Raw genomic sequence first — 14,720 nt, 5'->3', positions numbered from 1 at the left:
TTATCTCCTTAATTTTCTCCAAATTTCAATACCGGATAAAAGTTCTCAATTTCTCCAGTATCAATATTTTTTATCCCTTCAAACTTCAATCCATTACTTGAAACTCCTCGGATTATTTGCTTATTTGCTTGGCTTTTCAATTGATTGACTCTTTGCGATTTTATACCTTCTTCCATAGCCTCTTTTCCTAATCGAACAATATCATCACTGGAGATTACATTAGGGTCATATATGGTTTTCTTAAGAGGTGGCTTATCTTCTTTTGGAATAACTTTATATTCGCCTGTTCTTTTTCCTTGGTAGTTCTTTACTTCAACCTTTAATCTGTATTCAATATCAGATATTCCTGAGATATCCGGATGATTTGTTCTTCCTACTTCTTCATATCCATATTTCCCATTTATGTCAAAGAATTTCTTAAACTCCTCATAATTATGCCCACCACTGACACCTTTCCAATCCGTACATTTTTCAACTTCTCCGGTTAAATGTTCAATATGGTAACCTTCTTTATACTTAAGATTACCCGTCCCCTCAGTTTCAGGCAGTTGCGATTTAACAATTTCTTTTTCCTTTTTTAAATATTCTTTTATATTTGAGGCTTTTCTTGTATTTGTACTCTTAGCTACATTATATATGACCTTCTTTTGAATTTGACTATTTTCTTCTCTAGCTGCCTTGGAGGCAGTCTCTCGTAGCGTTTTCCTTGCCTGTTGATCCTGTTGTTTATATTGGTTTTTCGTTGTTAACCTTTCATTTGGCTGTGGCTTGTAGCCTTTGGTTTCAAGAGTTTGGTTAATTTTTTGGGAAGCTACGTTTTCTGTAGCTTCTATTTGTTGTCTCGCTAATAATTCCTGGACTCTTACTTTTGCACTTACTCCAGAAGAAATATTAAAGAACCCTTTCCCTCTACCCAGTTTTGAAAGTATCCCCTCTAATTCTTTAGTATTGTCCATACCCCCTCGACCACCAACCATAAGAGGGTTTTCTATGGAAATAGCATAGAACATCCACTTTTTTTCTTCTTCGGTTATACCTTGCTTCCTAGTTTGCATGAAGAAATCATCATCTTCGGGATAATTATGTTTCCATTCACTATAGTATTGGACATCGGGTTTACCGTCACGAGTACGTACAACACCATCTTCTCCTCGATAACTCCCCGGTTTAAGTTTGGGCCTACGGTCTTCGGTATATATGTTCCTTCGATAATCCTGCCAGATCTTTTCGTAGTCTTCTTCTGTAAGCTCTGGTGGTGCAGCTTCTTTTTTAGCTCTAGCTTCTTTTTCTGCTTTAAGAGCAGCTTCAGCCCTAGCTTTTTCTTGTTCTTTATATTCCCTCAGCATTCTATCTTTAACTCTTTTAGGTACCTGTTGATAGGCATGAACCATGGTTTTCGATGTTGTCAGCAAGTTTTGGATCAGCTCTAATCGGCTGCCGGAATGTACTATTTGACGTGTGCTTGTATACACTTTCCCCAGAATCCATTTGCTATAGTAGGCATGTCTCGCTTGCTCATGTTCATACTGAGTAATTAACCCTTGTAATGCTAGACCAGCCAAGTGTTTCAACGGATGAATGCCGTTCCCCTTACTGCCTCCAACGGAAGGGGTTCCTTTGCTCCGAACAGGGATCGCTGCGGTTGCTCTCAGAATCACACCTCCTGCAGGTCCACTTAGCGCTCCTGCAACAACGCCAGCCACTTTTCCCATCACTGGAATGGAGCCTAATAGCTTGGACACCGTACCCATCAAGGCATTCGCCTGTTTAAGCTCTGCTGGACTGGTGACTTTTGCTTTTGGGGTAGAGGTTTGGCTGCTCGATGATGTCTTAGCTGCTGATGCAGCTTGTGCGGCCTCATAGGCTTTGATGCTCATCAGTGGCGGCTCAGGCACAGGAGGGAGGTCAGCAACGAAAACAGGTGCTTTTACCGTTCCTTCCTGATAAATCACTGGAGCTTTGGTATCCGTCTCACCATCCAGTACCATGCTGCTGGCTCCACCTTTTAAGTATAGCGCCGTGCCAGCTTCGAGTGATAGTTCCTCGCCTGCACCGAGCTTCACATGACCACCCTGAATCTGCACATTCCCCGGACTGTCGATGGTAATGCCGTTACCTTCATGAAGTGTAATGGAAAATTCACCGGAGGTGGATAGAGTCAGCTCATGCTCAGACATTTCTACGCCGCTACCTTGCACATGTTGCCATACCTTCACATTCGGCTGTCCATTGGTGTGGCGTTGTTGTCGCAGCGAATCCGTTACATAGGCATCCTGTTCGCGGTGTGTTGGCAGATACAATTCCACCAGTTCTCCTACTTCAGGCATATCGTACCAGCCGCTATGTTCTTCGGCAACATAACGGGTGGCTACCGGAAACCAGCACGCTTTGGCAGGATCTTGCTTCGGATCAATTTCCAGTTGAAGCTGTACAAAATCCTGTTGTACCTTCAGCACCGTTCCTGTCAGCGAAATCCCGGTGGTCTGATCGTTTTCATACCGGGCATAGCGAATATTCTGTTCAGCTTGAAGGTCATAACGAGTACGCAGTAAGCCATCTGCTAAGGTTGTCACGGCTCGAACCACGACCAGTTCTTTGCCTTGTCCAATAGGTAACGTGATGAGGTCGCCTAGTGCATAGTATTGAAGGCTTTCAATCATATAGGTGACATACGAGCCAGCACGTTCTCCCGGCTTTTCCGCATTCAACTCATGAAACGTTTTCCGTACTCGATAAAATACATCTCGCTCCACCTTATGCTGCTTGCCTTCTGGCATCCCGAAGAAAACCTTGGGCGAGGCTGCGGTTACCTCTGGCACAAGTACGGAACCAAAGCGAGAAGCGAGGCGTTTTAAAAACGCCCAATCCGTCTCATCATATTGTAAAACAAATGTCTCCAGTTTGGCATAGTTGCTTACCGTATCAATGGCATCTCCGTACTGATATTTTCGAACCAGCGCAGTGACCAGATCATCATAGGTGCGGTGAATATCTTGATAGGAGCGCCTTTTACATTTAATATCCATCTGGTATGAATGGGAAGCGGCCTCCAGTTCAAACGTATACACGCCTCGTACACAGTGTACGGACATACGTGTAACAATCCCATGAAACAGCCTTCTCAGCGATTCTCCCTGATCATTCAACTGACGAATCACAATCGGCTCTTGCTCCATATCCTGTCCGATGCATGCAGCTCCCTGTTCTTCGGAGAGCATGCCACTGATGTGTAAATAGGCATGATCGTTGATGGTACGTGTTATTTGAAGTTGTTCGATGTGTAGTGGCTGAAAGGGACCATAAAAGCGTAGGCTTTCATATCCGATCCCATCTGATAATACGCTCAAGTGAGTTCATGACTCCTTTCTAGATGCGATGGGGATTTCCAAGTAAAGCACGTCTTCTTGAAATTGCTTTTGATTAAAGAAGCCGCAGATGAGTATAACAGTGAGTCCATATAAATATGTATAACAAGGTTTGTACGCTAAAAAGGGGCAGGAGGTGATATTTAATAAACAACCCAGCATATGTATTTATCGGTTAAAAGCGAGATTTAGTTTACAGAATGACCCATTCGTTGGGAGATTTACTATTTGCATTTTTGGAAGTAAGAGAGGTGGGAGGCAAGCTTTAAGTAGAGTAAGTAATATCCTTTCCGTCGTTTTGGCATACGTGAAAGTAAATGTTTGTAATATATCTGGAGCATGTGTTGAGGAATCTTAGGTGAACATATTATAGAAATAACAGTTGATTATGAGATTAATTGCTTAATTTGTTGGGAGCTTATTTTAAGATGATTTCACTTCATACACTAACTGTTTGTAACCCTTAAGTAGTTCTAAAGTAGTAGGATGTGGATGAAGTAATTTGAATAACTAGCTATTCTGTTTCTCTGCACTTGATTAAAGCTAATAACCTTTCAAGATATTTTTGCTGAAAAAAGCCTCGTAAATATGCCTATATATGGCTCTGTTTTGTTTGTAAGTAAACAATATGGGGGGATATTTGACTAAATTTTAATTACACAAAATCAAATTGGGGAAGCCTAATAAAAATGTATTCAAAGTAAAACATATGTTCGGGAGGAAAATGTTACATAATGTCGAAAATAGATACTAGTTCAAAAGGTTTATTTTTTTGAATTTTAGTTTTAACGGACTATTTTTAAAGGCCAAGGAGAGGATTGTCATTTCTAATCTGAAAGATAAGCACGAAAAGCACGTAGCTCCCGGTAGCCTTGCAGGATATCTCTTCCAACCCGAAAGAGCCTTGTTTTGGCTAGTAAATAGCAAAAGTGGAGCGAAAATAGGGATTGAGACAGAAGATGATGTTGTGAAACAAGCCAAAAGCGATAATGAAAATAATGTGTATGAACAAGATAAGCATTCTATTTCTAAAAATATACCGTTTGGTAACCATAGTAAAGATTTGTGGAATACTCTCCATATTTGGTTAAAAGCAATTTCAAGCAAAGAAATAGATGTGAAAAACGCTGAGTTTCACTTGGTTACAAATAAAATTATTGAGGACGGAATAGTAAAGTCAATTGCTACTGCTCAAACTAAAGAGGAGATCACTAATTGTGTGAAAAGTTTAAGGAATATAGCTTTGGGTGTTCCCACTGGTGTAAAAGTTTACGCAGAGAAGGTTTGTGAGTATGATGGCGAAACTATAAGTATGTTGATTGAAAAAGTTGTTCTGTGCGATGGGAATGCTAATAGCTATGGCGACGGATTAAAAGAAGAGATGAGATCAAAATTACTTATACCAGAAAGTTTACCTTTTTCAGAGATATACGACTCGTTACTCGGATGGGTGCATAATTTTGCAATGAATTGTTGGAGAAATGACAAACCAGCTTGGTTACCAAGAGACACTTTTGCAGAATATTACCAAAGAATAATTTCTCGATATAAGCTTAAGACATTTGTTGAAACGGACCATTCATTAATTCCACTTTCTTTAGTCGATAAAGAAGCTCAATACAACGAACTTTTTGTAAGGCAACTTTATATACTAGCACTTGAGCAAGATAATGACATACTTACTGATTCAATTGAGGATTACTTAAGGTGTAAACATGAAAGAACAAGATTGAGTATCCAAGGGAACATTACTAAGGAGGAAATGGATAGATTCGATCAAAATCTATTTGAAAGATGGAAAATTATTTTTGCTGAATTTAACCGTAAGTATAAAAGAGGACAGAAAACATGCGATGATATAAATGATTTTGGTGCAGATATGGGTTTTAGTATTCTGACAAAAACATTAGATCATAGAGAGCCGTTAGCGGATCAACCAACAGAGCAATATTATTTAACCAGAGGGAGTTATCATAGATTAGCTAATAATAATAAGCTACAAATTGGTTGGCATCCTGAATATAAAATGCTGCTTGGACAAGGAGAATAAAACTTGACTGATTTAGATGAATACGAAGTGGTTCAAAATATTGCGTTGGGTTCACTTGCTCTTTGGTCTTTTTCAGTAGAGTACTATAAAACATTGGAAGAAAAAAGAGGAATTGATTTGCCGACACTTATGTTAGTGCTACCTTTAATTTATAATGAGTCCATTACAAATTCAGTATATAAAAGGAAATTCAAAGGAGGGCTTTTTAATTCATTAAATGATGATAAAGCTCTCTTTGTAGGTTTACAAGAACGTATGCAAGATATGTCAGCACTCTCACTAAAATCACTTAATCTATGCCTTTCTGGAAAATTATTGATGTATCAGCATAATAGTTATGAGTTTGTTCCTATTAGAATGGGAACCTCTAATCTTGGTTACGCAGAGTCTATAAAAAAAATATTATCTGCTTCAAAACGTTTTGGCTATTGGTTTGCAACTATTGAATTCAACGAATTATGTCAGCTTTTAAAAGTGAGGTTTTAACATATGGACTTTAAGATTAATAATATTATTTTATGGCCAAGAGATTCTAGCAAAAAAATAAGGAATCTAGAATTTAAACTAGACAAAATAAATGTAATCACAGGTGACAGCCAAAAAGGTAAATCTTCTATAATACCAATTATTGATTATTGCCTTGGAAGTTCCAAATGCACAATCCCAGTTGGGTTAATTAGAGAAAAAACTGAGTGGTTTGGAATTGTTGTTAGTGTTGAAGGAAAGAAGACTTTATTTGCTCGAAAAGAACCAGGAGTCCATAGTCAAAGCTCAGAAGTCTTTATTAGGGAAAATGTTGAAACTGACAAATTACCTAGGCCGACGGCAGAAAGAAATGTAACTTTTCTTAAAAACAGATTAAATGAGATTGCCGCTTTGCCTTATCTTACTTTGGCAGACGATTTTGATGAGAATGCTGCAGGGAAAAGAGCAAGTTTCAGAGATTTTTCCGCATTCCAATTTCAGCCTCAACATATAGTTGCTAATCCGTATACACTATTTTATAAAGCTGATACTTATGATAATCGAGAGCGTTTGAAAAATATTTTCCCGTTAGTACTTGGTGCTTTAGATAAAGAAACCCTAATTTTAAGGCAAGAACTAAAAGAACTTGAACAGGAATATTCTAAAAAGATAAAAGAATTAAATGAAGTTAAACGTACTACAGAACATTGGATTTATAGAGTGAAAAGTTATTACTCACAAGCAAAAGAGTATGGGTTACTTCCAAATGCTCCAGACTTTATGATTGGATGGTCGACTCAAGTCTATATTAAATATCTAGAGGAAGTTCCTCAATTAGTTAGCTCCAAAATTTTCTTAATTGAAAGTCAGGCTACTAACAGTGCTGTTAATGAATTAAATTTACTTCTGAATGAAGAACTAGAGTTATCTCGTGAAATTGGAACTCTTCGACAAAAGCTCTATAAGATGTCGAGGCTTTTTGAATCTGAGAAGCTTTATCATGACTCCTTAGAAAAACAGCAGGAAAGATTACAACCAACTAACTGGCTTCAAAAATTGGTGGAACCTCGTACTACATGTATTTTCTGTGGTTCTGAGAACAGTAGCGCTTATGAAGAACTTAATAGGCTATATAATTATCAAACTAAAATTAGTATAAGTTCGAATGACATTGTAAGATCCTACGATATGTTAGATAGAGAAATCGTAAAAATTAGAGCAAGGTTAAGCGAACTAGAAAAATCTCTAAATAACATCAGAAAACAGAAAAATAATTTAGAAGTAGAATCAGAGGAAATTAGGAAAATTAGGCAAACAGAGCAAGAGGTTTTTCGTTTTGTTGGAAGATTAGAAAAGGCATTAGAAGATTATAGATTTGTTCATGAAGATCACAATTTGCAAGATGAAGTGACAGAACTTGAAAAGCAGATAAATATCTTAAAAGAAAAAATAAATCCTCAACAAATTAAGATGAATTTGAAAGAAGCATTAAAAAATATATCTAGTAAAATAAATAGATATGCTGATTTTCTTGGAGTGGAAGATGCAGATCACCCTATTTCATTGGATATTACTAATTTAACGTTAAGGAAGACCTCTGGTAAAAGAGAAGATTTTTTGTGGGAAATTGGTAGTGGTGCAAATTGGATGGGATATCATATTGCTACGATGCTTGCGTTGCATGAGTTCTTTAAAGGGTTAAATTGGAATCCTGTTCCTCATTTTTTAGTAATAGACCAGCCCAGTCAGGTATATTTTCCTGAAAAAGTTATCGAAAACGAAAACACAAAAGAAAACGATGAAATTGAAAAAAAACAGATACCGCAGTTTAAACAAGAAGATGTAGTTAGAGTAGAAAAAATATTCACTGCGCTGTCTACTCATTTAAGTTTAAAAACTCTTAATAACTATTCCACTCAAATTATAGTAATTGAACACGCTGATGAGATTACGTGGAAAAGCGCTGAACATGACATACATGTGGTTGCGAGGTGGAGAGATGGAAATGATGCATTGATCCCCGAGGAATGGTTATGAATAAAATTTAATTAAAAGCTAAAGTGAGTATAGAGTCCTTTTTATAAGATGATCTGATAGCCACGAAGAGTGGACTATCTCTGAAGAGTAGATATTTGATCTCTACATCTTCCTGTCTGTTTCTCAAACAGGTAAATGTACCATGACTTTATAAAACCCGAGAAACATGGATTTTAAGATAGAAATTAATTGGTAAATTTTGAATTACCTATAAAGGAGAGATAAATTAAATATGGTAGGAACAAATACAGTCCCGGCTGTAAGTATCATTCCCCCAGTTACATCAATAATTGATTATTTAGAGAAAGTCCAGAATCTCTATTCGGGGAAAGATTTACTATGGTTTCGCGGACAGGGTAAAGATTATGAAAGATTGGTACCCAAATTAGTTCGACAAGAAAATGGACTAAGATTAGAGGAAAGTATATATTTTAGATTTCAATCACGAGCTATTCCTCTTCTGGATAAAGTCCCTAGTTCCTATTTTGAATGGCTTTTTGTAATGCAACATTATGGTATACCAACAAGACTATTAGACTGGACGTCTGACGCCCTGATTGCACTTTCATTTGCTGTAATGAACCGTATCGAAGGCCAAGATTATAATGCAGTAGTGTACTGTTTGGAGCCGTATAAATTAAATAATGAATTTACAAGAACCCATCAAAAACCTGAAAAGTTTATTCCAAATATAATCATGGAAGAAGTTGTGAATATTTTTAGTTTGAGAGGTAACAATCACTATAGATTTCCTCTAGCATGCGTGGGCCCTTTAAATAATATAAGGATTGTTGCTCAGAAAGGGGCATTCACGATTTTTCCAGCAAGACCTAATGAAGAGCACTCATTAAAACATCTAACTGAACTAGGAGATTTTATCACTACAATAGAAATTGATAAAAATTTTATAGCTCAAATCCAGGATGAGCTTAGAAAATTAGGCTTAACGCAGAATTCAATATATCCTTCCTTAGAAAATCTTTCATCTGAGATTTCCAAAGAATTTAATTTGTATTGAGGAGGGGCTAAAAGATGTTTGAAATAATACCTGCTAGAAGTGAGTCTAATCAATCAATATTAGACTGGTATAGAAGAAAGGAACAAATTGACTTTGATCCTCCTTATCAGAGAGTAAGTGGACTGTGGGATGTAAATGCAAGACAACTGTTTATTGATTCAATAATTAACGGATATGATGTTCCTAAATTCTATGTTCATAAACCATGGAACTTAAATGATAAATATCTCTACTCAATTATTGACGGTAAACAAAGATTGCAATGTATTTTTGATTTTATTGAGAATAAATTTCCCCTTTCTAAAGACTTTACTTTAGATGACGTGGAATCTGGAGATATATCAGGGAAAAGCTATGATTATCTAGCGGTAAATTATCCTAAAATAGTTGATCGTTTAGATAGATACACTCTAGACGTAGTTCAAATAATAACCAACGATGAAGAAAAGATTAGGGAACTATTCTTACGACTAAATGAAGGGATTGCATTAAATAATTCTGAGAAAAGGCTTGCTAAAGAAGGATATCTTAACAGGGAAATAAAACTTATTGTATCAAGACATAGTTTCTTTAGTATGCTACGGTTTAAAAATTCTAGGTTTTCATATGAGGAACTTCTTACAAAACTTTTATTGTTAGAATATAGTGATGTCTTGTCTTCGCTTACTAAAACCAATCTAGATAAATTTGTAGAAACATTTAAAATTCAAAAAGAAGAGATAGATAAAGTGATACTTAGAACTATAAGTGGACTTAAACTTATGAGCGTAATATTCCAGGGGATAGAAGATTTATTAACACAAAAAACGACTATACCAATTTATTATTTATTTATTAGAGATAATTGGGACAAAAATCCAGAAAAGTTGAGAAAATTTATATATAGTTTTGAGAAGATTAAAATGAATAATCGGAAGATGAGCTTCGAACGATTAAATCCTATATTAAATGAATATGATAGGTTAAATCAACAAGGCGCAAACTCATTAAATGCAATAAAAGAAAGATTATCTATATTAAAACAATATTATAATATTTATAAACGCCAAGGTTTTGTTGATGAATTAACCTTAATTGATTCTCATGAGTTAGAATGGGAATAAATTTAAAAATATTAATTTTATATCTATTATTTCAATTTTATAAAAGAACGCAAGTTGTTTCTTAGAATGGGTTTAAATAAAATTAAATCGGAATATTTGTAGTTGTAGATTTTAGAGATCTAAAACTTGTTATTATTTCAGAGGCAGTGCAGTATTTTCTATACGAAATTTCAAATGGAAGATGGTTAGTATGTGTATATGATTTATCTAACTCATCATCATTGTCTATATTTTTCCTTAGCTTAAGTATGAGTGTAGAAAGTACTTATTCAATTCAAAATAAAAGCCTGACATCCGTAAAGGGGGGGGACCCCCTATTTGTGAGGCAGAGACCAAAATACCTTACAAATTACGCAGCCAGCCGTCGGAAACCCATCGGTGACTGGTAATTTAGTTTCGCTTGAATATGAGTTGAGATATAGTAGGTAATATATTCTCGAACCCGTTCATACAACGATTGCCGTTGTTGACAAGTTAGGCATCGAGATAGAATGTTTCAGACTTAAGTGTAGAAATGAAACAATTCGATGGGGGCATTATCAGCGGGCGTTCCATGTCAGAGATGCTAAAGGTATTGCCTTATCCTTTGACTGCCTTCTGGTAGGTCTGAGATATGTGCACACTACCTTGATCCTTTATAAGGATCATATGCTAGGTGAACTTGGAAGTTGGTGCAACTTATCCAAAATAAAAGACTTGTCTTGTTTACCTGCTATACTCTAAGTCTCACAATCTCACTGTTATATAAGTCCAAGATGCTCGATAAGTACAAGGTTTTCCCGCCGAATGGAAGATACGTAATCACTTTTGTTGCCATAGCAAAAACATCACCAAAGTTCTCCCATATCTTGAGACATAGGGCATTCTCTTAAAGATATTTTATTTTAACCCAGCCTATGAGGTCAGTTCTAAGTTTTGTAGTCGTAAGGATAGATCGTATCGGGGGTGTTCTCACTGATTACCCAGCATATGTGAAGTATTGCATGTTTACTGTACAAGGGTTCTGAGTATCATAAGTTTATTCTTTATTTTCTCCCGATATTTTCCGTCCTAAATCTTCCATCCTGAATTGCTCTCTAGGTCGCTCACTATTATTCTCTCATTGTTACGTATCCACGTACCACATCCGTTATCATCCTTTGCTACACTTTGAATAAAAAGGAGATGATAACTTGGATACCCAACCCAAGATACTAAAGAGCGTGGAACATACAAACCCATCTGAAAATACGGCTGAGCAATATGAAAGTTTGGTACAGCAGGAAGACGAACACATAGAGAGACTTAAAACATGCACAAAGCTCATTTGGGATGCGCTAGCTATCATTTCTCAAAAGGCAAGTGTACTGCACATGGAAACCGTCAAAGAAGCGGCCGATCATCTTCATATCATGGAACTGGATTTACGAAGAGAACTGTTTAAAGTTCGTTTGAAAAAAAGTATTTTGGCGGACAGAATGAAGCAAACCCAAACATAGCAGCGGAGGGGGCGGAATCGTTCTGAAGAAGCGCAGCGTTCGCCTTTGAACCCGGATTTGTACCGTTAAAATATAATCAAAAATCTGGGGGCAACAGCGATCGAAAGAATGATCCGTCTACGTAGCGGCCTTAGTTGTACGTACTACCTCCTTAAAAAGCCAAACCCGACATGACCCTTCAAGGTCCGGTCGGGTTTTCTCATTTCAATCCCTCCATCCCACACATGGAATTTTCACTCCCTTCCAAACCACTTGCCACCCAGATAGTTACACCCACTCCCATATCATGTATAGTAAAGTTATGGGAAATAAACATGAACCCGCATATGATCTTGATCGCTTAGACGTACAATAGGAAACATGGCAAATACGAGGAGGAACGTGATGATACATCCAACACAGATTCAGGATATGCTGCAAGCCGCGCTGGAGACGGGCGGAGACTTTGCAGAGGTGTTCGTCGAGGACCGTACCAATGGACAACTGGGCATGACCGGAGGAGTCGTGGATACGGCGTTGTCAGGCCGGGATTTTGGGATTGGTATTCGGATCATGAAGGAGCATTTTTCGGTGTATGCGTACACCAGTGATATGAGCGAACAGAGCCTGATTCGACTGGCCAAATCGGCTGCCAAGGCTATTCGCGGAGGTGGAGCGCCAGGTACACACACCATTACACTCCATCCCCACGCCATCCCTAACCAACATCCGATTGCGATCATTCCTGACGGTTTGCAGAAACGCGCCAAGATTGACATGATGAGACGGGCGCATGAGGCGGCAAGCCAATACGATCCTTCCATCACGCAAACCTCTGTTGGGATTAGCAACTCGATCCAGAACATCTTAATCGCCAATAGCAACGGGCTACTGGTGGAGGATACCCGTACGTATACACGCATGAGAATAAGCGCGATTGCGACTGATGGAGAGCATAGACAATCCGGATTCCGTGGGCCGGGAGCGTATGCTGGGACTGAATTCCTGGAGAATCTGAATATCGAAGAAAATGCCAGACACGCTGCTCGGATTGCGTCCACGATGGTCAAAGCGGGATATGCGCCTAGTGGCAGACTGCCTGTCGTGATTGAAAATGGCTTCGGCGGCGTTCTTTTCCACGAGGCGTGTGGACACGGGCTGGAATCTACGGCGGTGGCGCATGGAACTTCCGTGTTTGCCAATAAGATCGGGCAGCAGGTGGCTTCACCGCTCGTTACAGCTATAGATGATGGAACGATTCCGAATGCATGGGGCTCGCTCAATATCGATGACGAAGGAGCACCGACACAGCGCAACGTACTGATCGAGAACGGTATTTTAAAAGGATATCTAATCGACCGCATGGGCTCGCGCCAGATGGGTGTACCTGCGACAGGATCGGGACGAAGACAGTCCTATAAATTCGCGCCTGCATCCCGTATGAACAATACGTTTATTGCGAATGGCGAGTCTACCCGTGAAGAGATCATTGCCAATACGGAGTACGGGATCTATGCCAAATCGCTGGGCGGTGGTTCGGTGAATACTTCGACGAGCGAGTTTAATTTTGCGGTTGAAGAAGCGTATATGATTCGCAACGGTAAAATTGCCGAGCCGGTCAAAGGCGCAACGCTGATCGGCAAAGGGATTGAAACCCTGCAAAATATTGATATGGTCGGCAACAATCTGGATCATGGTCAGGGGATGTGCGGCTCGGTCAGTGGAAGTCTTCCGGTCAACTGCGGACAGCCAACGATTCGAGTATCCGAAATGACCGTCGGCGGACGAAAGGGGGAATAGGCAATGAATATTCAGCAATTTCAGGAAGCGTTGTTCGCGAAAGGTCGGGAAATGGGCTACGCGGATATGGAAATCTACTATGTAAATGGACGTTCTACCTCGGTGAAGGTACTGAAGGGAGAAATTGACCAATATACCATCGTTGAAAATGGCGGACTTTCCTTCCGTGGTATTATTAACGGCAAAATGGGCTATGCCTCTACGGAGAAGCTGGAATCCGACGTGATCGACTTTTTATTGGAAGAAGCACGCAGCAACGCGGATATATTGGAGAGCGAAGAGCAGGATGAGCTGTTTGCAGGCTCTGAGAGCTATCCTGAGCAGCCTGCCTATGCCGTAGCGTTGGCTGACACAGTTCCTGAAATTCTGATCGAAGCGGCGCTGGAAATGGAACGTACAGCGCTTGCCGCAGATCCACGAATCGTGATGGCTCGACATTGCTCGGTCAGCGTTCGTGAGAATGAGGTCCTGATTGTGAATACCAAAGGACTGCATTGTCATCGTCACAAAAGTCTGGCGACCGCTTATGTATATGTGATTGCAGCAGATCATGGCGAGACGGTTACCGGGGGCTGGCATGATTATTCGCTGCGGAGCGTGGAGGAGATCGATATTGCGGATGTGGCGCATAAAGCTGTGAAAGAGGCTGTTTCCAAGCTGGGTGCGCACACGATCCAATCAGATAACTATCCAGTCATTTTCCGTCATGATGCAGCCGCGCAATTGCTGGCTGCCTATACGTCGGTATTTTCTGCGGAGTCGGTGGATAAAGGCTTTTCACGCTTGGCTGGGAAGCTGGGGCAAAAGGTGGCAAGCGAACATATCACGCTGATCGATGATCCGCTAATGGAGAACGTTCCGGCAGGCAGCACGTTTGATGCGGAAGGCAGTGCGACACGCCGCAACGAGATCATCAAGGCTGGCGAATTGCGGACGTATTTCCATAACCGCAAGACGGCTCGCAAGGCTGGGGTACAGAGTACCTCTCATGCTTCCAAAGGCAGCTATAACGGTAAAATTGGGGTGTCGTATCATAATCTGTACGTGGCGCCAGGCACGTGTACATTGGAGGACATGATTCGCAAGACGGATCGCGGGTTGATGATCGTCGAGCTGCAAGGGCTGCATGCGGGTACCAATACGGCGTCCGGTAATTTTTCGCTGGCTTGTCTGGGATACTGGATTGAGCAGGGGCAGGTGGTCAGAGCGGTCAATCAGATTACCGTATCAGGCAACTTCTTTGACGTCCTACAGCAGGTAGAGGAAGTTGGCAACGATTTGCGTTTTACGGGAAGCTGCACATCTCCTTCGCTCAAGCTGGCTGCACTTTCGATTTCAGGCTCCTAATGACTGGAGTAGCCTGCTTTTTTTCACACTTACGACCTGTTCCTGACGTTCTGATTGTCTAGCAATGACAGATGCCTG

Annotated in this window: 10 protein-coding genes; 8 read left to right on the top strand and 2 right to left on the bottom strand. The window is 39.7% G+C overall.

Annotated elements, in window-relative coordinates; translation table 11 throughout:
* Positions 1–8: 8 nt before the first annotated feature.
* Positions 9–3,347 carry a contractile injection system protein, VgrG/Pvc8 family gene (locus tag G9G57_RS25765; RefSeq protein ID WP_238799253.1) on the bottom strand — a complete coding sequence of 1,113 codons (3,339 nt, stop codon included), beginning with the start codon at positions 3,345–3,347 and terminating at the stop codon, positions 9–11.
* Positions 3,348–4,137: 790 nt separating this feature from the next.
* On the opposite strand from G9G57_RS25765, the gene G9G57_RS05030 reads away from it, so the two are divergent.
* From G9G57_RS05030 to G9G57_RS05010, 5 genes are all read left to right on the top strand, one after another.
* Entirely contained in the window at positions 4,138–5,415 is a 1,278-nt protein-coding gene (locus G9G57_RS05030; RefSeq protein WP_164964588.1) for an ABC-three component system protein, read from the top strand.
* Between the two features lie 3 nt (positions 5,416–5,418).
* Positions 5,419–5,901 (top strand): three component ABC system middle component, encoded by a 483-nt coding sequence (locus tag G9G57_RS05025; RefSeq protein ID WP_164964587.1) that lies wholly within the window; start codon positions 5,419–5,421, stop codon positions 5,899–5,901.
* 3 nt (positions 5,902–5,904) lie between these two features.
* A complete protein-coding gene (locus G9G57_RS05020) occupies positions 5,905–7,917 on the top strand; it encodes a DUF3732 domain-containing protein (protein WP_164964586.1) in 2,013 nt (670 codons plus the stop codon).
* A gap of 232 nt (positions 7,918–8,149) precedes the next feature.
* A complete protein-coding gene (locus G9G57_RS05015) occupies positions 8,150–8,935 on the top strand; it encodes an FRG domain-containing protein (protein ID WP_164964585.1) in 786 nt (261 codons plus the stop codon).
* Between the two features lie 14 nt (positions 8,936–8,949).
* Positions 8,950–10,038 carry a DUF262 domain-containing protein gene (locus tag G9G57_RS05010; RefSeq protein ID WP_164964584.1) on the top strand — a complete coding sequence of 363 codons (1,089 nt, stop codon included), beginning with the start codon at positions 8,950–8,952 and terminating at the stop codon, positions 10,036–10,038.
* Positions 10,039–10,387: 349 nt separating this feature from the next.
* Here G9G57_RS05010 and G9G57_RS26355 read toward each other — a convergent pair whose 3' ends face one another.
* Positions 10,388–10,531, bottom strand: a complete 144-nt coding sequence (locus tag G9G57_RS26355) for an IS3 family transposase (protein ID WP_425312629.1) — start codon at positions 10,529–10,531, stop codon at positions 10,388–10,390.
* A gap of 679 nt (positions 10,532–11,210) precedes the next feature.
* Here G9G57_RS26355 and G9G57_RS05000 point away from each other — a divergent pair.
* From G9G57_RS05000 to G9G57_RS04990, 3 genes are all read left to right on the top strand, one after another.
* Positions 11,211–11,516: a hypothetical protein gene (locus G9G57_RS05000; RefSeq protein ID WP_185156674.1), complete on the top strand. Its 306-nt coding sequence runs from the start codon at positions 11,211–11,213 to the stop codon at positions 11,514–11,516.
* 384 nt (positions 11,517–11,900) lie between these two features.
* Positions 11,901–13,295 carry a TldD/PmbA family protein gene (locus G9G57_RS04995; protein ID WP_164964582.1) on the top strand — a complete coding sequence of 465 codons (1,395 nt, stop codon included), beginning with the start codon at positions 11,901–11,903 and terminating at the stop codon, positions 13,293–13,295.
* Between the two features lie 3 nt (positions 13,296–13,298).
* Positions 13,299–14,642, top strand: coding sequence for a TldD/PmbA family protein (locus tag G9G57_RS04990; RefSeq protein WP_164964581.1), 1,344 nt, complete (start codon positions 13,299–13,301; stop codon positions 14,640–14,642).
* Positions 14,643–14,720: the final 78 nt, after the last annotated feature.

It is taken from the genome of Paenibacillus sp. EKM211P (assembly GCF_011066175.1).
GTDB lineage: Bacteria > Bacillota > Bacilli > Paenibacillales > Paenibacillaceae > Paenibacillus > Paenibacillus polymyxa.
Note: the sequence above shows the minus strand (reverse complement) of the source record. Positions and strands in the feature narration are given on the sequence as shown.

Excerpts from the sequence above, each read along its gene's own strand:
- G9G57_RS05020 (WP_164964586.1), top strand. The coding sequence starts at position 5,905 with ATGGACTTTAAGATTAATAATATTATTTTATGGCCAAGAGATTCTAGC.
- G9G57_RS05015 (WP_164964585.1), top strand. The coding sequence starts at position 8,150 with ATGGTAGGAACAAATACAGTCCCGGCTGTAAGTATCATTCCCCCAGTT.
- G9G57_RS05010 (WP_164964584.1), top strand. The coding sequence starts at position 8,950 with ATGTTTGAAATAATACCTGCTAGAAGTGAGTCTAATCAATCAATATTA.
- G9G57_RS04995 (WP_164964582.1), top strand. The coding sequence starts at position 11,901 with ATGATACATCCAACACAGATTCAGGATATGCTGCAAGCCGCGCTGGAG.
- G9G57_RS04990 (WP_164964581.1), top strand. The coding sequence starts at position 13,299 with ATGAATATTCAGCAATTTCAGGAAGCGTTGTTCGCGAAAGGTCGGGAA.